Genomic DNA, 21,662 nt, shown 5'->3' with positions numbered 1-21,662 from the left:
GTACCCGCAAAAAATCATAGGTTGGGGGCGCGCGAGTCGAAACGTCCAAAGGGCGTAAGTGAAGGTCTAGGCCATCAGCCTAATGTGCGTTCACTGGGAATTCGCGTGGAATGTCGCAACCCGTTACTCGACGGTAGTACGGCGACACAACTCAGGGCGACGGCCCCGAGACGACTCAAATACTGCGCTGCACACCGCGTCATCAGCGGGGTGGCGCCTCCGATCCTCTCTACAGTGGAACGTCCATGAACTCTCTATTTCGAACGTTCGTCCGCGCGGCTGCCATGGCCGGATTGATCTCCACCCTGGCGGCGTGCGCGTTCGCGCCAGGCATGCGATACAAGTCGGATTTCCAGGTCGATCCCAACGATCCGAATAGCGTCGTGACGGTCAAGGAAATCACGCCCGCGCTCGCTCGCGAGCTCAATGATGCCGCCAACAGCCCCCTGCCTGAAAACGTTCGAAATCTTGTTGGCAAGGCCACGCCCTATGTGATCGGGCCCGGGGACATCCTTTCGATCGTGGTCTGGGATCATCCTGAACTAGTCCTTCCGACTCAGACCTACAGCATTGGGACGGGGCCGACTGAACTTACCTTTGGGGATACGGGGGCTGGCATTCCGGGCTATCCGGTGTCTTCGGATGGCTACGTTCAGTTCCCTTACGTAGGCCTTGTGAAGGTAGCCGGGTTGACTGAGGCACAGGTGCGCAACTCGCTCATCCGAGGGTCGCGTAACTTTATTCAGGATCCTCAAATCACGGTGCGCGTGCTAGGTTATCGCAGCAAGAGAGTCTATGTGGAAGGCGAAGTGAAGACGCCCGGACCCATGCCGATTACCGATGTGCCGATGACGCTTCCGGAAGCGATAAATCGTTCCGGCGGCGTGTTGGCCACGGCCGATCGCAGTCGCGTTTACGTGACGCGTGCGGGGCAGACGGTGCGGGTCGACTTGAACAAGCTGACCGCGGCGAATATCGATCCCACATCGATCCTGCTGCAGCAGGGCGACATCGTCCGCGTGGTGGCGCGAGGAGACAACAAGATCTACCTGATGGGCGAAGTCACGTTGCCCCAGGGTTTGATGATGCATGACGGCGAGATGTCCCTGGCGGAAGCGCTGGGCGAAGTCGGTGGTCCCAGCCAGACGACCAGCGATCCCTCGCAAATCTTCGTGGTGCGTTCGCTGCCTAACGCTACCCCGGAGGTGTATCACCTGGATGCCAGTTCTCCGCAAGCGTTGGGGGTGGCCGGCAAGTTCCCGTTGCAGGCGAAGGACATCGTCTTCGTCGACGCCGGCAACCTGGTGCGTTGGAACCGCTTCATCTCGCTGTTGTTCCCCAGCGCCCAGACCGTGCAGACCGTCACCGCTGTCCAGCACCAATAAGGTCAACGCGTAACGGGTAGTCCCAGGCCGGCGCAAGCCGGCTTCCCTCTCGTGTTAGTCCCTAATTTCTTAGCGAGTCGACACCATGCAGCCCCCTCTTCAGCTTGAGTACGCGTCCGCCCGGCAACCAGAGACACCAATGACGTCCTACATGGACGTGTTGGTGGCCAACCGCGGCGTGATCATTGTGATTACTTTGCTGGCCACGTTGCTGGGCGTTGCCTACTTCATGCTGGCCACGCCCGTCTTCCAGTCCGACATCGCCGTCCAGGTCGAGGAAGAAACGCCGAACGCCACCGCCACCAGGACCGCGCTGGGCGACGTGTCATCCATCTTCGACATCAAGCAGGCGACGTCGGGGGAAATGGAGATACTGCGTTCGCGCGCCGTGGTCGGCCATGTCGTCGACTACTACCAGCTGTATTTGAAGGCCGAACCCAAGTACTTCCCCCTGGTGGGACGCTGGCTGGCCGAGAACCACGAAAGCTTCGCACTGCCCTCCGCATTGACGAAGGCCATTCCGGGCGGCTACGCCTGGGGCGGCGAACGTATCCGCATCAACCGTATCGATGTGCCGAACGACCTGATCGGCAAGAAGCTGGACATCGTCGCCCTGGGGGGCGGCGCTTATGAGTTGACCGAACCGGTCAACGGCCGCCGCTTCGAGGGGCGCGTGGGCCAGCTGGAACGCTTCCAGGTTCCCGGCGGCACGATAGACGTACAGATCGATGCGCTGGACGCCGCGGCCGAAACGCACTTCACGGTCATTCGTAATTCGCGCCTGGAGGCCACCGAGGCCGTCCAGGGGCGTATGGGCATCTTCGAACGGGGCCGCCAGTCGGGCGTGATCGGCGTCACCTTGCAGGGCAGCGATCCGGTGTTGACCGCGGCCGTGCTGAACGAGATCGGCCAGGAATACGTGCGTCAGAACGTCAACCGCAAGTCCGCGCAGGCGGAGAAATCGCTGGCCTTCCTCGACCAGCAGCTGCCCCTCCTGAAGAAAGAGTTGGATGCGTCGGAAACGCGCTACAACAGCTTGCGTAATGCGCGGGGCACCATCGACCTGGGCGAAGAAGCGAAGCTCGTGCTGGGGCAATCGGTGGAAACGCAGAACCGCATCGCCGAACTGCGCACCAAGCGCCAGGAACTGACCACTCGCTTCGCCGCCTCGCATCCCAGCATTGAAGCCATCGATCGCCAGATCGCTTCGCTGACCGGCGACGTCAACCGTCTCAATACCAAGATCAAGGGGCTGCCGGACCTGGAGCAGGACGTAGTACGCCTGGTGCGTGACGTCAAGGTCAACACCGACCTGTACACCGCGATGCTGGCCAACGCGCAGCAGCTGCGCCTGATCAAGGCCGGCAAGGTGGGCACGGTGCGCGTGGTGGATACCGCCGTGCCGGCGGAAAAGCCCCTGCGTCCCAAGGCACCCATCGTCGTGGGCGCGGCTGCGGCGATCGGCCTGGTGCTGGGCCTGATCGTGGCCTTCCTGCGTAACTCGCTGTTCGGCGGCTTGAGCGATCCCGAGGAAATCGAGCGCTTCACGGGCCTGCCGGTGCTGGCCACCATTCCCTACAGCGAACTGCAGAGCCGCCTGTGGCGCCGCAGCAAGCGCAAGAACTCGCGCCTGCCCGCGCTGCTCGCCCAGAGCAACGGCAGTACGCCGTCCATCGAAAGCCTGCGCAGCTTCCGTACGGTGCTGCAGGTCGCGATGCGCGATACATCCAACAACGTGGTGGTCTTCACGGGACCCGTCGCCGGCGTGGGCAAGTCTTTCCTGTCGGCCAACTTCGCCTTCATCCAGGCGGCGGTGGGCAAGCGCATCCTGCTGATCGACGCCGACTTCCGGCGCGGCCACCTCAACCGCTACTTCGCCACGTCCTCGGACAATGGCCTGTTCGAAGTGCTGGCCGGCACGGTGCCGCTGGAAGCGGTCACCAAGCGCAACATCATGAATGGCGTGGATTTCATCTCCACCGGCAAGGTGACGTTCGACCCGTCCGAGCTGCTGGCTTCCGAAGCCTTCGGTGATTGCCTGCGTGCGCTGGCGGCGGACTACGACATCGTCATCGTCGACACGGCCCCCGTGCTGTCGTCCTCGGACGCGGCCGTGGTCGGGGCGCATGCCGCGGCGGTCATGCTGGTGGTGCGTGCCGGCATGAATACGGTGGGCGAGATCCATGAGACCGCCAAACGGCTGGTCGCTGCCGGCGCGCCGGTGGCAGGGGTGGTGCTCAATGGACTGAAGCTGCAGTCCGAGGGCCTGGGTTATCGATCGAAGTATGGACGCTACCGCTATGCGCGCGCGGCCTACTACGGCGACAAGCAACCCTGACCCGCGTGACGGTGGATCTATGCAATCTATATGGAATACCGGGACCGCGGCCCTGGCGCCGGGTGGCGGCGCCGCGCCGGCACGCATGCCCGTGCTGCCGCCGGCTCCCTGCGAGCCGGACGCCATACGAGGGCGGGTACCGCAGGACATCGATGCCGTCTACGCGCACGGCCTGGGCGCCGCTCTTGGCGCCCGGGCACGGCGCCGCGGCGTGCGGGCCATCGTCGTCGGCAAGGACGCCCGTCTGGCCAGCGTCGAACTGGCGGCGGCCTTGCAGGCGGGCATCCGTGCCAGCGGCACCCATGTCATCGACATCGGCATGGCGGCGACGCCGCTGGTGTATTTCGCCACCCGCCTGACCGAGACCGGCGCCGGTGTGGTGGTCACCGGCGGGCATGACGAAGAGGACCGTAACGGCTTCAAGATCATGATGGCTGGCGAGCCGCTGGTCGGCGACGACCTGCGCGATTTGCAGGAGGATGTGCGGCAGGGGCGGCAGGGCGACACGCGCGCCCGCCTGATCGAGGTGCCGGGCGCGCGCATGCACATCGCCGCGTCACCTTGCTACGTGGCGCGGGTGGCCAGCGACGTGCGGCTGTCACGCAGCATCAAGGTGGCGCTGGACTGCAATTACGACGCGGCCTCGACCCTCGCGCCGGCCCTGCTGGAAGCGCTGGGCTGCGAGGTGACCGAGTTATCCAGCGATACCGCGGAAGCGTATACGCGGCCCCGCATGGCGGCGTCGGATCCGCGCCGCGTCGCCAACCTGGCCTCCAACCTGCGCTATTCGGACAACGAGCTGGGCTTGCTGATGGATGGCGATGGCGATCGCCTGACCGTGGTGACGCGGTCGGGCGCGGTGATTTCAGCCGATCGCCTGATGATCCTGTTCGCGCGCGACGTGCTTACGCGCCATGCCGGCGCGCATGTGGTCTACGACGTCGAGGGCTCGCGCAATCTCGCTCGCGAGATTCGTGGCCTGGGCGGGCGGCCGGTGATGTGGCGCGGCGGCGCCGCGCATATCGCCGGCAAGATGCGCGAATGCGGCGCCATGCTGGCGGGCGAGACCAATGGCCGGTTTCGCTTTCGCGACCGTTGGCATGGCCACGACGATGCCTTGTATGCCGCGGCGCGGCTGCTGGAGATCGTCGCGCTGCATGAGTCGCCTTCAAGCCTTCTGGACAGTTTGCCGCTGGGTTGCGTGACCCCGGCGTTGCGGCTGGACTTGAGCGGCATCGAGGTCCCCACGCTGGTGGGGGAGTTGCTGGCGCGCGGGCACTTCATGGGCGCGCGCGAAATCATCGACCTGGAGGGGGTGCGCGTCGAGTACGACGATGGTTTTGGCCTGGTGCGTCCGTTGCATGACGGCAATGCGGTGCTGCTGCGCTTCGAGGCGGATAGCGGGACGGCGCTATCGCGCATCCAGGAAGACTTCAGGCGCCAGCTGTTGAGCGTGGCGCCGGACCTGCGCCTGCCGTTCTAGGCGGCAGGGGTGGAACTTTGCGCCGTCCGGCCTGTTCCGGGCGGACGGCGCGGTGGGAGCGGGAATGTCGTCATATCTATTGGTGACGGGCGGCGCCGGTTATATCGGCAGCCATACCCTGGTGGAATTGATCGCCGCCGGCTATCGGCCGGTGGTGCTGGACAATCTGAACAACGGCAGCCGCGACGCAGTGCGGCGGGTCGAGAAGATCACGAACACGGAGATCCCCTTCATCCAGGGCGACATCCGTACACCCGGGCTGGTGGAAACCGTGATGGCCATCCACCGGCGCGAAGGCCGGGCCATCGATTGCGTGCTGCACCTGGCCGGCGTCAAGGCGGTGGGGGAGTCGGTCAGCGATCCCTTGAAGTACTTCGACAATAACGTGGCGGGGACGGTGAGCCTGCTGATGGCGATGCGCGCCAATGACGTCAAGCGCCTGGTGTTCAGTTCATCGGCCACGGTGTATGGGGTGCCGCGCTTTCTGCCGTTCACGGAGCAGCATCCCCTGGCGCCGACCAATCCTTACGGGCGCACCAAGCTTTTCGTCGAACAGATGCTGCAGGATGTCTGCGCGGCCGACAGCGAGTTCAGCGCGGTGACGCTGCGTTACTTCAATCCCATCGGCGCGCATCCCAGCGGCATGATAGGAGAGAACCCGCGCGACACGCCCAACAATCTCTTTCCGTACATCACCCAGGTGGCGGTCGGCAAGCAGCCTTTCCTCAAGGTGTTCGGCACGGACTATCCGACTGAAGACGGCACCGGGGTGCGCGATTACCTGCACGTGATGGACCTGGCGGTGGGCCACGTGCGGGCGGTCGACTACGCCGGCGCGCATCCAGGTTTCGTGGCCATCAACCTGGGGACGGGCAAGGGGACCAGCGTGATGGAGCTGGTGCAGACCTTCGAGCGCGTCAGCGGCCAGGCGATACCCCTACGCATCGAACCGCGCCGTGCCGGCGACGTCGACAAGGTCTGGGCCGATGCCAGCCTGGCCCGGGATTTGTTGCGCTGGCGCACGACGCTGGGGGTGGACCATATGTGCCAGGACGGGTGGCGATGGCAGCAGAGTAATCCCGGCGGGTATGGGGTGAGCGCGGGATAACTGCGGGGGCGCCCTCTTGGGGCTTTGCTTGGGGCCCGCAGGCCCGGGCGCAAGCGCGGGTGAGGGTCTCGCGCTCCAGGCACGCCAATTGCTCTGACGCGGCGCGGCAATGGGCCGTGCTTCGGGATGCGCACATGCCATTCGTTTTTTCTGCCGTTCTCCATTCGCAGTCGCAGCTGCCGTCGCAGTCTCAGTCGAAATCGCAGCCGCAGGGGCGCGCCATCCCGGGCGCCGCCGCAGCAGCGGCACCGTCACGCCAGCGCGGCGGTACCTGGAGGCAGGGATGAGCACCCGCCGGCCGCCGCATGGCCTTCCGCGCACGCCGGCTGCCCGCGTGCCTGCCGTTGCGGCCACGGCGCTGACGGCGGGAGGCGGAGCGCCCCACGCCGAGGGGACGGACCCCGCTGGCACCCACGCCGCGGTGGGTACGCATGCGGCTACCGGCGCAGCCCCGGGCGCCCTCGTCACATCGCGGCGCGTGGCCGACCGCCGCTATGCGGCGGTCATCATCCTCGCGGTACTGGCCGTGCTGTTCGCCATGCGCGAGGCGCGCGAATTCATCATTCCCCTGGTGCTGTCCGTCCTGCTCGCCTACGCCCTGGAGCCGCTGGTACACATGCTGGTGCGCCGGGCGCGCATACCGCGTCCGATCAGCGCGACCTTCGTGATGGCGGCGCTGGTCGGCGCGCTGGTGTTCGGCGCGTTTTCCTTGCAGAACCAGGTCGGCACCATCGTCGACAGCCTGCCGCAGACGGTGCAGAAAGTCTCGCGCACGGTGCATGGTTTCGCAGCCGGTCGGGGGTCTTTCGTGGACAAGCTGCGGGCCGCGGGCGCCGCCCTGGACAAAGGCGGCCCGCAGGGCAGGCAAAGCGGCCCCCCACCGGAGCGGCCATCCGAAAGGCTGGAAAGCATGCTGGTGGCGGGCTCCCTGGGCGTCATGTCCGGCATGGGCCAGGGCGTGATGGTGCTGTTCCTGGTCTTCTTCCTGCTGTGCTCGGGCGACATTTTCAAGCGCAAGTTCATCAAGGTCTGCGGGCACACGATTTCCGAAAAGAAAATCAATGTACACATGCTGGATCAGATCAACCGCTCCATCCGCATGTATATGGGGATGATGGTCGTCACCAACATCCTGCTGGGGCTTTGCTCCTGGGCGGCCTTCCGCATCATCGGGCTGGATAACGCCGGCACCTGGGCCGTGGTCGCGGGCGCGCTGCACATCGTGCCGTACTTCGGCCCGCTGCTGGTCGCGGTCTTTACCGGCGTGGCGGCGGTGGTGCAGTTCGGTGAGCTGGGGCCGGCCCTGCTGGTGGCCGGGGTGTCCCTGGTGATCGCGTCGCTGATCGGATTCGTGGTCCAGACCTGGATGACCGGACGCATCGCGAAGATGAATCCGGTCGCGGTATTCGTGATGCTGCTGCTGTTCACCTGGGTCTGGGGCCTGTGGGGCACCTTGCTGTCCGTGCCCATCGCCGTCATCGTCAAGGTGGTGGCCGATCACGTGGATGGCCTGCAAGGGGCGGCGGAATTCCTCGGGGAGTGATCCGCGCGCCCTGCACGCGCCGTGGCCGTGGCCGTGTTTGTGGTGTGGCCCGGCTCAGGCGGGCCTGTCCGCCTGGTCCGGCAGCCGCGCCACCAATTCTTCCAGCGCTTCGGCGCAGGGCTGTTCGACCTTCAGCGTAAGCAGGGGGTCGGCGCGGGTCTTGCCCAGGTTGAGCACGGCGATGGGCAAGCCGGCCCGCGCGGCGGCCGCGACGAAGCGGTAGCCTGAATACACCATCAGCGACGACCCGACCACCAACACGCCGCCGCACACCGCCAGTGCCGCGCTGGCACGGTCCACGCGGTCGCGCGGCACGGTCTCGCCGAAAAACACCACGTCGGGTTTCAACAGGCCGCCGCACACCGGACAGGGCGGTACCTGGAATTGGGCAAAGTCCTCTCCTTCGAGGTCGGCGTCGCCGTCCGGCGCATCGGCGGCATGCAGATGCAGCCAGCCGGGGTTGGCGCTTTCCAGCCATTCCTGCATCTGCTGGCGGGGGAACAGGTGGCCGCACTGCGTGCAAATGACGCGGTCCATGCGGCCGTGCAGGTCCACCACGTCGCGGCTGCCGGCGGCTTCATGCAGGCCATCGACATTCTGCGTGACCAGCAGTTCGAAGCGGCCTTGCTGTTGCAAGGTGGTCAGCGCGCGATGCGCTGCGTTGGGGAGGACGCCGCCGAACATGCGCCAACCTATCATGCCGCGCGCCCAGTAACGGGCGCGCGCCACGGTGTCGTCCATGAAGGTGCGGTACTGGATGGGCGGACGCCGTTTCCAGGCGCCCTCGTTGTCGCGGTAGTCGGGAATGCCCGAGCCGGTGCTGCAACCCGCACCGGTCAGGACGAACAGGCGGGGATGGTCGACCACGAAATCACGCAATGCCTGGACTTCCCCGCCGGTTGGCGTGGTGCCCGTGTTCGCGGTGGCCTGGGTTTCCCGATCCGATACATCACCCGGCATGGTGTTCAGCCGCCACAGCCGGCATCGGGGGCGGTGTTCAGCGTGCCGGCCTGGGTGACGTTGCTGCCCGGCGGCACGTCGCGCGTGATCCAGACGTTGCCGCCGATGACCGAGCCGCGGCCGATGGTGGTGCGGCCCAGGATGGTGGCGCCGGCATAGACGACCACGTCGTCTTCCAGAATCGGGTGGCGCGGCAGGCCCTTCTTCAGCTCGCCGTTTTCGCCGGGCGGGAAGCGCTTGGCGCCCAGGGTCACCATCTGATAGAGGCGCACGCGGTCGCCGATGATGGCCGTTTCACCGATGACGACGCCGGTGCCGTGGTCGATGAAGAAGCTGCGGCCGATGGTGGCGCCGGGATGGATGTCGATGCCCGTGTCGGCGTGCGCGATCTCGGCGACGATGCGCGCCAGCAGCGGTACGCCCAGCTTGTGCAGGACATGGGCCAGGCGATGATGGATCATGGCGATCACGCCGGGGTAGCACAGCAGCACCTCGTCGACGCTGCGCGCGGCCGGGTCGCCCTGGAAGGCGGCAATGACGTCGGCGTCCAGCATGCGGCGCACCGGCGGCAGCGCGGCCCCGAAGGCGCGCACGATGTCGCCGGCGCGCTGCTCGATGTCCGAGGGCGCCGGGTGCTGATGGCGCTCCATGTAATTCAGTTCCAGCCGCACCTGATGCATCAGGGCGTCCAGCGCCGCGCCTATGGTGTGGCCGACATAGAAGTCCTCGGTTTCCTCGCGCAGGTCGATGGGACCCAGGCGCATGGGGAACAGCGCGCCACAGAGATCCTTGATGATCTGGCGCAGGCTTTCCTGCGAGGGAAATTCGCGTCCGCCACTATGGTCGCGGCGCAGGCGGCCGAGGGGTTCGCGCCATTCGGTGCGCACGGTGCGCAAATCGGCGACGATGTCGTCCAGGTTCCAGGTGATGACCTTGGGATTCAAAGGAGCATTCATGGCAGTCGCTTGGAGCTCAATAAAGATATACCCGCTGTTGTAACCCGTTCCCGGGCGCTTTGCAGGCAATGACCGTGTGGTCTTCAGGGTGACCGGCGCAGGGCGGTCAGGCCGCCGGCGCGGCGTCTTCCAGCAGGGCCTGGCGCGCCACTTTCCAGCTGCCGGCGTCCGGCGCGTAGAGCAGGCCGCCCGAGCGGTGCGTCGGCTTGTAGGGCGAGCCGTCGAAATGGGCGCAATAGCCGCCTGCCTCGTGATGCAGCAGCCAGCCAGCCACGTGGTCCCAGGGCATGAGCTGGCCATACAGCAGGACGTGGGCATGGCCGCCAGCGATCATGCGATATTCGTGCGCGGAACAATAGAGGGTGTTGGCCAGCGCCAGGCGCGCCATGTTCTGATGGACGATGCCGCGCAGCGGCGCGTCCAGATGCTGGGTGGAGATCAGGCCGACCATGTTTTCCACCGGCACGGGCGCGGCCACGTGCAGGGGCGTTTGCCGGCCCTGCGCGTTTTCCAGCCAGGCGCCTTCGCCCCGCACCGCCATGGCGGCATCGCGGCCCAGGGGGTCGTAGATCACGCCGGCGACGATTTCGCCGCGGCTGACCACGCCCACCATCACGCCGAACAGGGGCAGGCCGGCGACATAGTTGCGCGTCCCGTCGATCGGGTCGATCACGAACGCCAGCTCGGCGTCGATCCAGAAGTTCAGCAAGGTGGGATTGCGGGAACAGGCCTCCTCGCCGACGATGACCGCGCCGGGGTAGAGGCGGCTCAGGCGTTCGCCGATGAACCGCTCGGCGGCTTCATCGGCGTCGGTGACCAGGTCCTGGGGCGAGCTCTTGGTGCGCACCGCGTCGGCGGACAGATTGCGGAAGCGAGGCAGGATTTCCGCGTCGGCCGCTTCGGCCAACAGGGTGGCCACGCGTCGGGTTTCGTCACGACTGAACGTTCGAATCATGGGTGTCTCGGCTTGGGCGAACCGAAATCTAGCACGAAGCAACCGGGCATGGTTTGCCGTTCATTGCCGTGCTCGAATGGAGGGCGGATGCTGGGCCACACCTGCCCGCCAGGTCCAAGTCTTTGACATTAAAGGAAATTGACGCTCTTGTGCGACGACTATCCCAAGGGTTGTCCACAAAAACTGGGGATAAGTCCGGACTGGGGATAAGTGTCCGGACGGTGGGGCCGGGCTCAATCCGGTTGGATCAAGCCCCCGGCCATGAAGCCGCCGTCGACGGCGATGGTCTGGCCCGTGACGAAGCCCGAGCGGTCGCCATCGAGCAGCCAGGCGACGGTGCCGCACAACTCCTCCGGCGCGGCATAGCGCTTTTGCGGCACCGCGGCAATCCAGCGGGACCGGGCCGCGTCGGTGTGCATGCGGCTGACCAGCGGCGTTTCGATGGGGCCGGGCGCCACTGCGTTGACCCGGATGCCCAGCGCTGCCAGCTCGACCGCCATGACCTGGGTCAAGGTCACCACGCCGCCCTTGGACGCGCCATAGGCGGCCCGCCCCAGGTTGCCACGCAGGCCCGAGACCGACGCGATGTTGACGATGGCGCCATGATGGCGTTCGCGCATGCGCAGCGACGCATGGCGGCCCGCGATGAAGGTGCCTACCAGGTTTACTTCCAGGGTCTGGCGCAGCAGGGCGGTGTCGGTTTCCAAAAAAGGCACGTCGCGGCCTATGCCCGCCGAGTTCACCAGGCCCGCCAGGGGCCCGAACGTGCGCTCGCAGTCGTCCAGGGCCGCGGCCACCTCGGTGTCGCTGGTCACGTCCAGCTGGATGCAGCGCGCGCGCCCGTCGGGCAAGGTGGCTGCCGCTGCGTCAAGCGCTTCGGGTGAGCGATCGGCCACCAGCACCTGCCAGCCGTCGCTTAGCAGACCGCGCGCTACCGCCAGGCCGATGCCGGAGGCGCCGCCCGTGACCATGACCACCCCATCGGTGTAATCCATGTCTTGTCTCCTCTGTATGTCGCTGTGTACGCTATGGCACTTTTGCGCCGCTCTAGGGCGGTACGCCATGATCCGGTAATTCCGGTTCGTGTGCGCGTTTTTCCAGAATAAAGAATCCCGGCGCCCATGTACGCCGGCCCCGTACCGCGGCACAACGAGGCAGCGGACGGTAGACAACCAGAGAGAGGAGACAACATGGATTTGACCCGACGCAAGTTGATGGGTGCGGTTGCGGGCGGCGGTGCCGCCCTGGCGTTGGCGCCGGTGGGCCGCGCGCTGGCGGCCCCGGAGTTCCGCTACAAGTACGCGAACAACTTGCCGCCCACGCATCCGATGAACGTGCGCGCGCGCGAGGCCGCCGCCAACATCCTGCGCGATACCAATGGCCGCTTCGAGCTGGCCATTTTTCCGAGCAGCCAACTGGGTTCGGATACCGATACCTTGAGCCAGCTGCGCTCGGGAGCGGTGGAATTCTTCACCCTGTCGGGCTTGATTCTTTCCACGTTGGTGCCGGCATCGTCCATCAGCGGGATCGGCTTTGCCTTTCCCAATTACGACACGGTGTGGAAAGCCATGGACGGCCAGTTGGGCGCCTACATCCGCAAGGAAATCGAGGGCAAGGGCCTGGTGGTGATGGACAAGATCTGGGACAGCGGCTTCCGCCAGGTCACCACCAGCACCCGTCCCATCAACGGCCCCGGCGATTTCAAGGACCTGAAGATCCGCGTGCCCGTGAGTCCCCTGTGGACGTCCATGTTCAAGGCACTGGGCGCCGCGCCGGCCAGCATCAATTTCAATGAGACCTATTCGGCCCTGCAGACCCGGGTGGTGGACGGCCAGGAGAATCCGCTGGCCATCATCCAGACGGCCAAGCTATATGAGGTGCAGAAATATTGCTCCTTGACTAATCATATGTGGGACGGCTTCTGGTTCCTGTCCAACCGCCGGGCCTGGGAGAAACTGCCCAAGGATATGCGTGAGGTCGTGGCCAGGCACATCAACGCCGCCGCCATGGGCGTACGCGCGGACGTGCTGGCCTTGAACAACGACCTGCAGACGCAGTTGGCGCAACAAGGGCTGACATTCAACAAGCCCGAGCCCGGCCCGATCCGCGATGCCTTGCGGCAGGCCGGCTTCTACGCCGAATGGAAGGCCAAGTACGGCGACCAGGCCTGGGGCCTGCTTGAACAGTCGGTCGGCAAGCTCTCATGAGCGCGCCTTCCATGCAGCCGGCCGCCAGCCTGGCTGGCGCCACCACCGCGGCCGCCGTGGCGCGGCGGCCGTGGGCAGCGCGCCTGGACAGCGCCATCGGCTGGCTGGTGGAAATCCCGGCCGCGATCCTGGTCGTGGCCGAGATCGTCATCCTGTTCGCCGGCATCGTCGCGCGCTACGCGCTGCACACGCCCCTGGTCTGGTCCGACGAACTGGCGTCCATCCTGTTCCTGTGGCTGGCCATGCTGGGGTCGGTGGTGGCTTTCCGCCGGGGCGAGCACATGCGCATGACGGCTTTCGTCAATCGCGCGTCGCCCGCCCGGCGGGCGTTCCTGGACATGCTGGCGGTGGCCGCCGCGCTGGCCTTCCTGCTGCTGATCGTCGGGCCCGGCTACGAGTATGCCTACGAGGAGCAGTACGTCACCACGCCGGCGCTGGAAATTCCCAACGTCTGGCGCGCTGCGGCCTTGCCGGTGGGCACCGTGTTGATGGTGGTGGTCGCCTTCCTGCGCCTGCTCGAACGCACCGACTGGCAAAGCGCCCTGAAAGCCATCCTGGTGGTCGTGCTGGCGGTGGGCGTGCTTTACCTGCTGCAGCCGCTGCTGCAGAACCTGGGCAACTACAACCTGCTGATTTTCTTCGTCGGCGTCGTGGCGGCCTGCGTCTTCGCCGGCGTGCCCATCGCCTTCTGTTTCGGCCTGGCCACGTTCGGCTACCTGGCCCTGACCACCAGCACGCCGATGATGGTGGTGGTGGGGCGGATGGACGAAGGCATGTCGCATTTGATCCTGCTGGCCGTGCCGCTGTTCGTCTTCCTGGGCGTGTTGATCGAGATGACCGGCATGGCCCAGCGCATGGTGGCGTTCCTGGCCAGCTTGCTGGGACACGTGCGCGGCGGTTTGTCCTACGTGTTGATCGGTGCCATGTACCTGGTGTCGGGGATTTCCGGCGCGAAGGCGGCCGACATGGCGGCGGTGGCGCCGGTGCTGTTCCCGGAAATGCGCAAGCGGGGCGCGGAGGATGGCGACCTGGTGGCGCTGCTGTCGGCCACCGGCGCGCAGACCGAAACCATTCCGCCCAGCCTGGTGCTGATCACCATCGGTTCGGTGACCGGCGTGTCCATCACGGCGCTATTCACCGGCGGTCTGCTGCCGGGGCTGGTGCTGGGCCTGATGCTCTGCATCGTGGTGTGGCGCCGCAGCCGGCGCCAGGAACGGGCGCCGGCGGGCCGCGCCACCGGCGCCGAAATCCTGCGCACCTTGCTGATCGCATTGCCGGCGCTGGCTTTGCCTTTCGTCATCCGCGCGGCGGTGGTGGAGGGCGTGGCCACGGCAACGGAGGTGTCGACCATCGGCATCGTGTACTCGGTCCTGATCAGTCTGCTGGTCTATCGGCGCTTCGACTGGAAGCGCTTGTGGCCCATGCTGGTGGACACGGCCTGCCTGTCCGGCTCCATCCTGCTGATCATCGGCGCGGCGACCAGCATGGCCTGGGCCTTGACCCAGTCCGGCTTCTCCAGCCAGCTGGCGCACCTGATGGCGGGCCTGCCGGGCGGCGCCGCCAGCTTCATGGCGGTGTCCATCGTGGCTTTTATCATCCTGGGCAGCGTGCTGGAAGGGATTCCGGCCATCGTGCTGTTCGGCCCCTTGCTGTTCCCGATCGCCCATCAGATGGGCATACACGAAGTGCATTATGCGATGGTGGTCATCCTGGCCATGGGCATAGGCCTGTTCGCGCCGCCGTTCGGCGTGGGCTACTACGCGGCTTGCGCGATCGGGCGGATTTCGCCCGATCGGGGCATGCGCGCCATCGTCGGCTACCTCATTTCCATCGCCATTGGCCTGATCATCGTCGCGGCGATTCCCTGGCTCTCGATCGGTTTCCTGCGGTTGCCTTAGCTTTCGCGGGCGGAATCCAGCCGCTAGTTTGTAAACAGCAGTAAGGCCCCTGGCGTCGTCCCCTATTTTTTCACACGGGGGCGGCCCAGCCCATGGGGCTTGCGGCCGTTTCACCGGATACCACTCCGCAGTCTTTTGTCACTTGCGAGCCATAAGCTGGCAGTGGTCAGCTGTCATGATGCTTGCATTGCAAGGACCACCCGCGGGGGTGGCAGCGGGTTGACGCGGGGGGCGCTCATCATGAAAGTCTTGTACACAAATTTCCACACGAGTACGGGAACCGGTGGGCACACCAGCTACGTGTTGAGCCTGGCCCGCGCGTTGTCGCATCGGCATGACGTGATGGTCGCCGCGCCTCAGGGCAGCGCGCTGCATCGCCGCGCGGGGGAAGTGCCGGGGGTCCGGGTCTATGCGCAGTCGTTCCCGAACCGGGTCCACCACGTCGTGCGCGCCGCCATGCGCCTGCGCGGTTTGATTGCCCGTGAGAAGGTCGAGCTGGTCCATGTGAACGGCTCCTCCGACCACCGCCTGGCAATGCTGGCCACCCTGGGCATGGGCGCGCGGCGCCCGCGCATCGTCTTCACCAAGCACAATGACCGTCCCATCTCGCGGGTCGGCGGCTGGCTGCGCGCCAGCTTCGGCACCGACCATGCCATCGGCGTCTGCGATTTTGCCCGCCGCATGCTGGCCGACAGTCCCTACCGGCGCTGCAAGCTGAGCACCATAGGCAACGGCGTCGACACGCGCTACTTCGCGCCGGACGCGCCGGGCAAGGATGCCCAGGCCTTGCGCGCGCGCCTGCTGCGCCATCCGGACCGACGCTTCCTGCTGGGCAGCAATGCCGGCACCGACGACTACAAGGGCTGGCTGGACATGGTCGAGGCGGTGTCGCTTCTGCCCGAGGATCTGCGCAAGCAGATACAGATCGCCCTGGCGGGCGCGCCCTTGTCCGAGAGCCAGCTGGCGCGCATAGAAGAACTGGGCATGCGCGAGCACGTCACGTGGGTCGGCCGTCTGGAAGACGTGCGCGCTTTCATCGGCGCGCTGGACATCGGCTTCGTGCTGTCGTATCGCATCGAGACGATATCCTTTGCCTGCCGCGAGATGATGTCCATGGGCAAGCCCGTGGTGGTGTCCTCGCACGGCGGCCTGCCCGAGAACATCACGCCGTATGTGGATGGCTGGGTGGTTCCGGAACGCGATGCCGGCCGCCTGACCCTGTTGCTGGATCATCTGCTGCGCCGGCCGTCCCTCTTGCCCGATGCCGGCGCCGCCGCGCGGCGCAAGTGCGAGCAGTCCTTCCGCGTCGAACGCTTCGTGCAGCTTACGGAGCAGGCCTATGCCAGCGCCTTGGGACAGGAAGAGATCGTGCCCGCGCAGGCCGGCAGCGATCTTGGCGACGCGCCGGTCGCGCGTTGAAGGGCGCGTTGAAGTCGCGCGTTGATGCCGCGTGTAAAGGCCGCGGCTGATCAAACCAGCTGCTGGTTCAGCGCGCTGATCAAGCCTTGCGCGTTGCGCATCCCCTGATCTTCGAAATTGGTGTTCAGCACCACGTGCGTTTCGCGCACGCGGCGCGCGAGTTCGCGGACCTGACGCGCCAGATCTTCCAGTTCTTCCAGCGTGTACTCGTATTGGAAGCGGCTGGAAGACGCGGCGCCGCGACTATTCCAGGCAGCACGATTACGCCCATGCAGGCGCACCACGGCGAGGTCGGGGCGCGTGGGCTGCCACACCGCGGGCACCGTGTTGGCGTAGCCTTGCGGTGCATCGACCACGGTGTGCGCCGCGCCCAGTTCGCGCAGAAAGCCCAGGGTCGCAGCCTGTCTCGCCGCGCCGGCGTACCAGCTTGCGTGCCGGAATTCCACCGCGCCGATCAGGTCTTCTTCCATATGCTCCATGCAATCCCGCACGCGCCGCATGCCGCGCTGATCGGGCCGTATCCAGGGGGGAAACTGAAAATGCACGGCGCCCAGCTTGTTGCTCATGCGCAAGGGCTCGAGCGCGATCAGGAAGCGCCGCCATGTCTCTTCGCGCAATTCGTCCGGCAGCTGGTCCGCGTATACCACGGACACTGGATCGGCGGGCGGAAGTTCGCGCCGAAGATCGGCATCGAGCGCGGCCAGCGGCGTTTGATGGCCCGTGAACAGGCGGAAGGATTTGATGTTGAAGACGAAGCCCGGCGGCGTGCGCTCGGCCCAGGCCTGTGCCGTCCTGGCCGTGGGCAGGGCGTAGTAGGAAGCGTCGACCTCCGCCAGCGGGAACCGGTCGGCGTAGAAACGCAGACGTCCGGCGGCATCGTCGCGGACGTCTGGGGGATAGAAGCGGCCGCAAGCCAGCAGGGTCTTGTCGGTCCAGGATGCGGTGCCTACCCTGATGGTCATGAGGTCGCTTGCTTGATTCCGCTTGCTTGATGGCGCGCCTTGGCGGACGCGGTCAGGCGTTTTCCCGATAGCGGTCGCGCAGGTCACGGATCTGGTCGTGGTTGCGCATCACGCCGCTGTATTGGCGCTCGACCATGGCACGGATGTCTTCCGGCAAGGGTTCGTGCAAGGCATCGGCGTAGTGGCGCTTGGCGATGTCTTCGCCGCGCTCGCACTCTTCCAGGATGGCGGCTTCGCTGCGCGTGGCAAGCGCGGCTTTCAGGTGGACCCAGCCGCGATGCACGGCGGCGCTGACGTGGCCGCCGGTTTCCGGCGTGCCGCCCAGCCGCGTGACGACTTCCTGCAATTCAATCGCGCTTTTGCCGCAGTCCGTGGCACGTTCGCGGAACAGGCCGCGCAGATCCGCGTCCTTGGTGTCCTCGGCCGCCGCCAGGAAGCCTTTTTCGCCATCCTTGGACGTCTCGACGAGGTCATTCAACAGTTTGACGATACGGTCAGCCATGGCATATCTCCAGATAGCCCCCCCGTACCGCGCGTGGCGCGGCCCCCCAGGGGGCGACACCAGCGGACCGGGGGACCCGGCTCCGCGGTGTCCTCGAAAAGCCCGGGTTCTTGCTCAGGGTCGCAAGGACCGGGGTTCTTGTTAAGCGATGCAAGCAAGAGCTGTACCCGTAGCGCAGCGGTCTGCTCATCCGGTTGTCTGGATGGATATCCAGTATTATGCCTGGGTTTCCTACCCGCCAGCCATCCCCCTTCGATGTCCGAGTCTTCCTCGCCCCTGTCCACCAACGCCCCGCCCCATCCGCTGGACGGGCTCAATCCGCAGCAGCGCGCGGCGGCGGAGTACGGCGTCGGCGCCGAACCCGCCGGCCCCTTGCTGGTCATCGCCGGCGCCGGCTCGGGCAAGACCAGCACGCTGGCGCATCGCGTGGCCAACCTCATCCTGCACGGCGCAGATCCTCAACGTATTCTGATGCTGACGTTCTCGCGCCGCGCCGCCATCGAAATGGATCGGCGGGTCGGCGCGGTCTTGCGCAAGGTGATGAATATGCGGGCGGGGCAGACCCCGCCTTCGCTGCCCTGGGCCGGCACCTTCCACGGCATAGGCGCGCGCCTGCTGCGGGATTGCGCTACCCGCATCGGCCTGTCGGAAACCTTCACCATCCACGACCGCGGCGACTCCGAGGACATGATGGGCATCCTGCGCCATGAGCTCGGCTTCAGCAGCACCGAGTCGCGCTTTCCGCTCAAGGGCACCTGCCTGTCCATCTACTCGCGAGTGGTCAACAGCCAGGCGCCTTTGGGCGAAGTGCTGGAGCAGGCTTTTCCGTGGTGCGCGCAGTGGGAGGATGCCCTCAAGCGCCTGTTCCGCGCCTACGTCGAAGCCAAGCAGGACCAGCAGGTGCTGGATTACGACGACCTGCTGCTGTACTGGGCCGAGATGCTGGGCCATGAAGCCATCGCCAGCGATGTCGGCAGCCGTTTCGACCACATCCTGGTCGACGAGTACCAGGACACCAATCGCCTGCAGTCCGCCATCCTGCTGGCGATGAAACCGACCGGCCAGGGCCTGGTGGTGGTGGGCGACGACGCCCAGGCCATCTATTCCTTCCGCGCGGCCACGGTGCGCAACATCCTGGACTTCCCCGGGCAGTTCGCCCAGCCCGCCGAGGTGATCACCCTGGACCGCAACTACCGTTCGACCCAGCCGGTGCTGGACGCGTCCAATGCCGTCATCGGCATGGCGCGCGAACGCTACGCCAAGAACCTGTGGACCGACCGCGCATCGGCCAACAAGCCGCAACTGGTGACCGTCAGCGACGAAGCCGGTCAGGCGCGCTGGGTGGCCGACCAGGTGCTGGTGCAGCGGGAAGAGGGCGCCACCCTGAAGTCACAGGCGGTACTGTTCCGGACGTCCAGTCACAGCGCCGCCGTGGAGCTGGAGCTGACACGGCGCAATATCCCTTTCGTCAAATTCGGTGGCCTGCGTTTCCTGGAAGCGGCGCATATCAAGGACCTGCTGGGCTTGCTGCGCTGGGCCGAGAATCCCCGCGGGCGGCTGGCCGGTTTCCGCGTGGCGCAATTGCTGCCCGGGGTGGGGCCCGCCACGGCCGCGCGCCTGCTCGACGAGATGAGCCAGGCGCCCGACCCGATGGCGGTGCTGGCGGCGTTCAAGCCGGGCGCGGCGGCGCGCGAGGAGTGGGGCGGCCTGGTCCAGGCCTATCGGGATCTGCGCGCGCCCGGCTTGCGCTGGCCCGCCGACCTCGACATCGCCTTGCGCTGGTATGCGCCGCAGCTGGAACGGCTTTACGAGGACGCGCGGGTGCGCAAGGCCGACCTCGATCAACTGGCGCGCATCGGCGGCGGTTACGGCAGCCGTGAGCGGTTCCTGACGGAACTGACTCTGGATCCCCCCGACGCCACCAGCGATGAGTCGGGCGTGCCCTTGCGCGATGAGGACTACATGATCCTGTCCACCATCCATTCCGCCAAGGGCCAGGAATGGAAATCGGTCTACGTGCTGAACGTGGTGGACGGCTGCATTCCTTCCGACATGAGCACCGGCAGCGCCGAGGAAATCGAGGAAGAGCGGCGCCTGCTCTACGTGGCGATGACGCGCGCCAAGGAAAACCTGCAATTGATCGTGCCGCAGCGTTTCTACGTGCACCAGCAGACGGGCATGGGGGACCGCCACGTGTATGGTTCACGCACGCGCTTCATTCCCGATGCGCTGTCTCCCTTGTTCGAAGCGATGCCCAAGGCGCCCCCCTTGCCGCCCTTGCGCACAAAGGAAAACGCGCCCGTGGCGAAGATCGACGTGGGCGCGCGGCTGAGGAAGCTGTTTTGATGGCTGGCCGTCAAGGCTTCTTCTTTTCCTCGCTGCCGGGCTTGAGTTTCCAGTCCTTGTCGTCCTTGGCCGTCGACACCTGACGATCGGCTTTTTCCGCCACGCCCGGAGAAATCGGGTCGCTGGCGGGAAAGGAGTCTTCGACGGCATCGTCCAAGGCTTCCTGGTAGGTCGGCACCTTGTCTTCCGGCTTCTTGGCGGTGCCTTCGTGACGCTGCTTCTTGGCGTCGGAGATCTGGTCTTTGTCTTTCGAGGCGGTCATCGTTTTCTCCTGTATCCAGAGGCCGGGCAGGGCGCGAGCCAAGGTTTGGGTGCACCGGCCTGGGCACTGACCTTCTCAGCAAATGCTATGCCTCGGGGAGGCGAATCAGGGCAATAAGTCAGGACGCTGTAAGGGGTCGGCGGGGGAACATGCGCGGGAACGCGGCGCAACTCGTATTCCCGCCCCAGGCTGCCCCCGCCGTCAATTGAAGGGCGGTACTATCTTCGACCATGAATCAAGAAACTCCGGACCCCCTGTATCCCGAACTTCAGCCCCCGCCGGTCGCGGTGGCGCCGCTCAATCGAGATTTCGACGATCATCACGGCGAGGTGGTGGCTTCGGTCGGTTATACGAAGGGCCGGCGTCCGCAACGGGTTCCCATCGAGGACATCGCGGGCTATATCGGCAAGGAAGACAACCTGCTCTGGATCGGGCTGAAGAACCCGCATCCGGAACTGGTGGGCGAGGTCAGCGACGCCTTGAATCTCGGCCCCAAGGCGCTGGAGGAAATCCGTGAACCGCACCGGCGCCCCAAGATCATCGACTACGGTCACGTGGTGCTGGTGGTGGCGATCACGGTGGAAGTCGAGGGCGACCGCCCCATGTTCGGCGAAACCCAGCTGATCATCGGCGACGGCTTTCTGCTGACGGTAAGGCGCGGTGCGACCGCCAGCCACAGCGTCGTGCGCGAGCGCCTGGAGGCGGCGCCGGACCTGCTGGCGCGCGGCAGCGATTACGTGGCGTCCGAACTGCTGGACCTGCTGGTGGACCGCTATGTGCAGGCCGCCACGCGCCTGGAGAGCGTGGTCGAGCATGCCGAGCAGAAGCTGCTGATACGCGGCGCCAAGGATTCGGACATCCGCAAGCTCTATCGCCAGCGCCGCGATCTTTTGCGGATACACAACGCGATCGCGCCCTTGGCGGAGATCTGCCGCCGTCTTTCCCGCGTGGAGATGACGGCCATCGACGAGCACGCGCGGCCCTATTTCGGCGAAGTGGCCGACCGCGTGGTGCGCATCGACGAATTGGTGGCCGCCTTGCGCGAAGCCCTGGCGTTCGCGTTCGAAGCCAGCCTGATGATCGGCCAGTCGCAGCAGAACGACACCACCCGCCGGCTGGCTTCCTGGGCCGCCATCCTGGCGGTGCCCACCGCGGTGGCCGGCATCTATGGCATGAATTTCGAGCACATGCCCGAACTGAAATGGGTCTGGGGCTATCCCTTCACCCTGGGCGGTATCGCCGTCGCCTGTGGCCTGTTGTACTGGCGTTTCCGCCGGGCCGGCTGGCTGTGACGCGCTGACCGGGACATAAGGATCACGTGTTCCGCCCACGTGACAC

The 21,662-nt window shown here is 66.0% G+C and carries 17 protein-coding genes; 10 read left to right on the top strand and 7 right to left on the bottom strand.

Annotated features, from left to right (window positions below; all coding sequences use genetic code 11):
- Positions 1-284: 284 nt before the first annotated feature.
- From ASB57_RS14525 to ASB57_RS14505, 5 genes are all read left to right on the top strand, one after another.
- Positions 285-1,385, top strand: coding sequence for a polysaccharide biosynthesis/export family protein (locus tag ASB57_RS14525; protein ID WP_231755425.1), 1,101 nt, complete (start codon positions 285-287; stop codon positions 1,383-1,385).
- A 139-nt stretch (positions 1,386-1,524) separates the two neighbouring features.
- Positions 1,525-3,723, top strand: coding sequence for a polysaccharide biosynthesis tyrosine autokinase (locus ASB57_RS14520; protein WP_231755424.1), 2,199 nt, complete (start codon positions 1,525-1,527; stop codon positions 3,721-3,723).
- 19 nt (positions 3,724-3,742) lie between these two features.
- Positions 3,743-5,206 carry a phosphomannomutase/phosphoglucomutase gene (locus ASB57_RS14515; RefSeq protein WP_057652865.1) on the top strand — a complete coding sequence of 488 codons (1,464 nt, stop codon included), beginning with the start codon at positions 3,743-3,745 and terminating at the stop codon, positions 5,204-5,206.
- Positions 5,207-5,270: 64 nt separating this feature from the next.
- A complete protein-coding gene (galE, locus tag ASB57_RS14510; RefSeq protein ID WP_057652864.1) occupies positions 5,271-6,314 on the top strand; it encodes a UDP-glucose 4-epimerase GalE in 1,044 nt (347 codons plus the stop codon).
- Positions 6,315-6,597: 283 nt separating this feature from the next.
- Positions 6,598-7,857: an AI-2E family transporter gene (locus ASB57_RS14505; protein WP_082621610.1), complete on the top strand. Its 1,260-nt coding sequence runs from the start codon at positions 6,598-6,600 to the stop codon at positions 7,855-7,857.
- 54 nt (positions 7,858-7,911) lie between these two features.
- Here ASB57_RS14505 and ASB57_RS14500 read toward each other — a convergent pair whose 3' ends face one another.
- From ASB57_RS14500 to ASB57_RS14485, 4 genes are all read right to left on the bottom strand, one after another.
- Positions 7,912-8,817, bottom strand: coding sequence for an NAD-dependent protein deacetylase (locus ASB57_RS14500; RefSeq protein WP_082621609.1), 906 nt, complete (start codon positions 8,815-8,817; stop codon positions 7,912-7,914).
- Between the two features lie 5 nt (positions 8,818-8,822).
- On the bottom strand, positions 8,823-9,773 hold the full coding sequence (gene epsC, locus ASB57_RS14495; protein ID WP_057652863.1) for a serine O-acetyltransferase EpsC: 951 nt from the start codon (positions 9,771-9,773) through the stop codon (positions 8,823-8,825).
- A gap of 106 nt (positions 9,774-9,879) precedes the next feature.
- A complete protein-coding gene (locus tag ASB57_RS14490; RefSeq protein WP_057652862.1) occupies positions 9,880-10,728 on the bottom strand; it encodes an inositol monophosphatase family protein in 849 nt (282 codons plus the stop codon).
- A 233-nt stretch (positions 10,729-10,961) separates the two neighbouring features.
- Positions 10,962-11,723, bottom strand: a complete 762-nt coding sequence (locus ASB57_RS14485; protein ID WP_057652861.1) for an SDR family NAD(P)-dependent oxidoreductase — start codon at positions 11,721-11,723, stop codon at positions 10,962-10,964.
- A gap of 195 nt (positions 11,724-11,918) precedes the next feature.
- On the opposite strand from ASB57_RS14485, the gene ASB57_RS14480 reads away from it, so the two are divergent.
- From ASB57_RS14480 to ASB57_RS14470, 3 genes are all read left to right on the top strand, one after another.
- Entirely contained in the window at positions 11,919-12,935 is a 1,017-nt protein-coding gene (locus tag ASB57_RS14480) for a TRAP transporter substrate-binding protein (protein ID WP_057652860.1), read from the top strand.
- Entirely contained in the window at positions 12,932-14,833 is a 1,902-nt protein-coding gene (locus ASB57_RS14475) for a TRAP transporter large permease subunit (protein WP_082621608.1), read from the top strand. The genes ASB57_RS14480 and ASB57_RS14475 overlap by 4 nt, the downstream gene beginning before the upstream one ends.
- A 240-nt stretch (positions 14,834-15,073) precedes the next feature.
- Entirely contained in the window at positions 15,074-16,252 is a 1,179-nt protein-coding gene (locus ASB57_RS14470; RefSeq protein ID WP_057652859.1) for a glycosyltransferase, read from the top strand.
- 50 nt (positions 16,253-16,302) lie between these two features.
- On the opposite strand, the gene ASB57_RS14465 is transcribed toward ASB57_RS14470, so the two are convergent.
- Together ASB57_RS14465 and ASB57_RS14460 are read right to left on the bottom strand one after the other, a co-directional pair.
- Positions 16,303-17,214: a DUF72 domain-containing protein gene (locus ASB57_RS14465; RefSeq protein ID WP_057652858.1), complete on the bottom strand. Its 912-nt coding sequence runs from the start codon at positions 17,212-17,214 to the stop codon at positions 16,303-16,305.
- Between the two features lie 52 nt (positions 17,215-17,266).
- On the bottom strand, positions 17,267-17,716 hold the full coding sequence (locus ASB57_RS14460; RefSeq protein WP_057652857.1) for a PA2169 family four-helix-bundle protein: 450 nt from the start codon (positions 17,714-17,716) through the stop codon (positions 17,267-17,269).
- Positions 17,717-17,971: 255 nt separating this feature from the next.
- On the opposite strand from ASB57_RS14460, the gene ASB57_RS14455 reads away from it, so the two are divergent.
- Complete coding sequence (locus tag ASB57_RS14455; RefSeq protein ID WP_057652856.1) at positions 17,972-20,062, top strand: ATP-dependent helicase; 2,091 nt, start codon at positions 17,972-17,974, stop codon at positions 20,060-20,062.
- 10 nt (positions 20,063-20,072) lie between these two features.
- Here the strand turns inward: ASB57_RS14455 and ASB57_RS14450 are convergent, their stop codons facing one another.
- On the bottom strand, positions 20,073-20,324 hold the full coding sequence (locus ASB57_RS14450) for a hypothetical protein (protein WP_057652855.1): 252 nt from the start codon (positions 20,322-20,324) through the stop codon (positions 20,073-20,075).
- 230 nt (positions 20,325-20,554) lie between these two features.
- Between ASB57_RS14450 and ASB57_RS14445 the strand changes: the two genes are divergently transcribed.
- Entirely contained in the window at positions 20,555-21,616 is a 1,062-nt protein-coding gene (locus ASB57_RS14445) for a magnesium and cobalt transport protein CorA (RefSeq protein WP_082621607.1), read from the top strand.
- Positions 21,617-21,662: the final 46 nt, after the last annotated feature.

It is taken from the genome of Bordetella sp. N (assembly GCF_001433395.1).
Classification (GTDB): Bacteria; Pseudomonadota; Gammaproteobacteria; order Burkholderiales; family Burkholderiaceae_B; genus Bordetella_C.
Note: the sequence above shows the minus strand (reverse complement) of the source record. Positions and strands in the feature narration are given on the sequence as shown.

Bases quoted from the DNA above. Each gene is read 5' to 3' on its own strand.
- ASB57_RS14490 (WP_057652862.1), bottom strand. From the start codon at position 10,728: ATGATTCGAACGTTCAGTCGTGACGAAACCCGACGCGTGGCCACCCTG.
- ASB57_RS14515 (WP_057652865.1), top strand. From the start codon at position 3,743: ATGCAATCTATATGGAATACCGGGACCGCGGCCCTGGCGCCGGGTGGC.
- ASB57_RS14505 (WP_082621610.1), top strand. From the start codon at position 6,598: ATGAGCACCCGCCGGCCGCCGCATGGCCTTCCGCGCACGCCGGCTGCC.
- ASB57_RS14465 (WP_057652858.1), bottom strand. From the start codon at position 17,214: ATGACCATCAGGGTAGGCACCGCATCCTGGACCGACAAGACCCTGCTG.
- galE (WP_057652864.1), top strand. From the start codon at position 5,271: ATGTCGTCATATCTATTGGTGACGGGCGGCGCCGGTTATATCGGCAGC.
- ASB57_RS14450 (WP_057652855.1), bottom strand. From the start codon at position 20,324: ATGACCGCCTCGAAAGACAAAGACCAGATCTCCGACGCCAAGAAGCAG.
- epsC (WP_057652863.1), bottom strand. From the start codon at position 9,773: ATGAATGCTCCTTTGAATCCCAAGGTCATCACCTGGAACCTGGACGAC.
- ASB57_RS14445 (WP_082621607.1), top strand. From the start codon at position 20,555: ATGAATCAAGAAACTCCGGACCCCCTGTATCCCGAACTTCAGCCCCCG.
- ASB57_RS14520 (WP_231755424.1), top strand. From the start codon at position 1,525: ATGACGTCCTACATGGACGTGTTGGTGGCCAACCGCGGCGTGATCATT.
- ASB57_RS14475 (WP_082621608.1), top strand. From the start codon at position 12,932: ATGAGCGCGCCTTCCATGCAGCCGGCCGCCAGCCTGGCTGGCGCCACC.
- ASB57_RS14500 (WP_082621609.1), bottom strand. From the start codon at position 8,817: ATGCCGGGTGATGTATCGGATCGGGAAACCCAGGCCACCGCGAACACG.
- ASB57_RS14455 (WP_057652856.1), top strand. From the start codon at position 17,972: ATGTCCGAGTCTTCCTCGCCCCTGTCCACCAACGCCCCGCCCCATCCG.
- ASB57_RS14525 (WP_231755425.1), top strand. From the start codon at position 285: ATGGCCGGATTGATCTCCACCCTGGCGGCGTGCGCGTTCGCGCCAGGC.
- ASB57_RS14485 (WP_057652861.1), bottom strand. From the start codon at position 11,723: ATGGATTACACCGATGGGGTGGTCATGGTCACGGGCGGCGCCTCCGGC.
- ASB57_RS14470 (WP_057652859.1), top strand. From the start codon at position 15,074: ATGAAAGTCTTGTACACAAATTTCCACACGAGTACGGGAACCGGTGGG.
- ASB57_RS14480 (WP_057652860.1), top strand. From the start codon at position 11,919: ATGGATTTGACCCGACGCAAGTTGATGGGTGCGGTTGCGGGCGGCGGT.
- ASB57_RS14460 (WP_057652857.1), bottom strand. From the start codon at position 17,716: ATGGCTGACCGTATCGTCAAACTGTTGAATGACCTCGTCGAGACGTCC.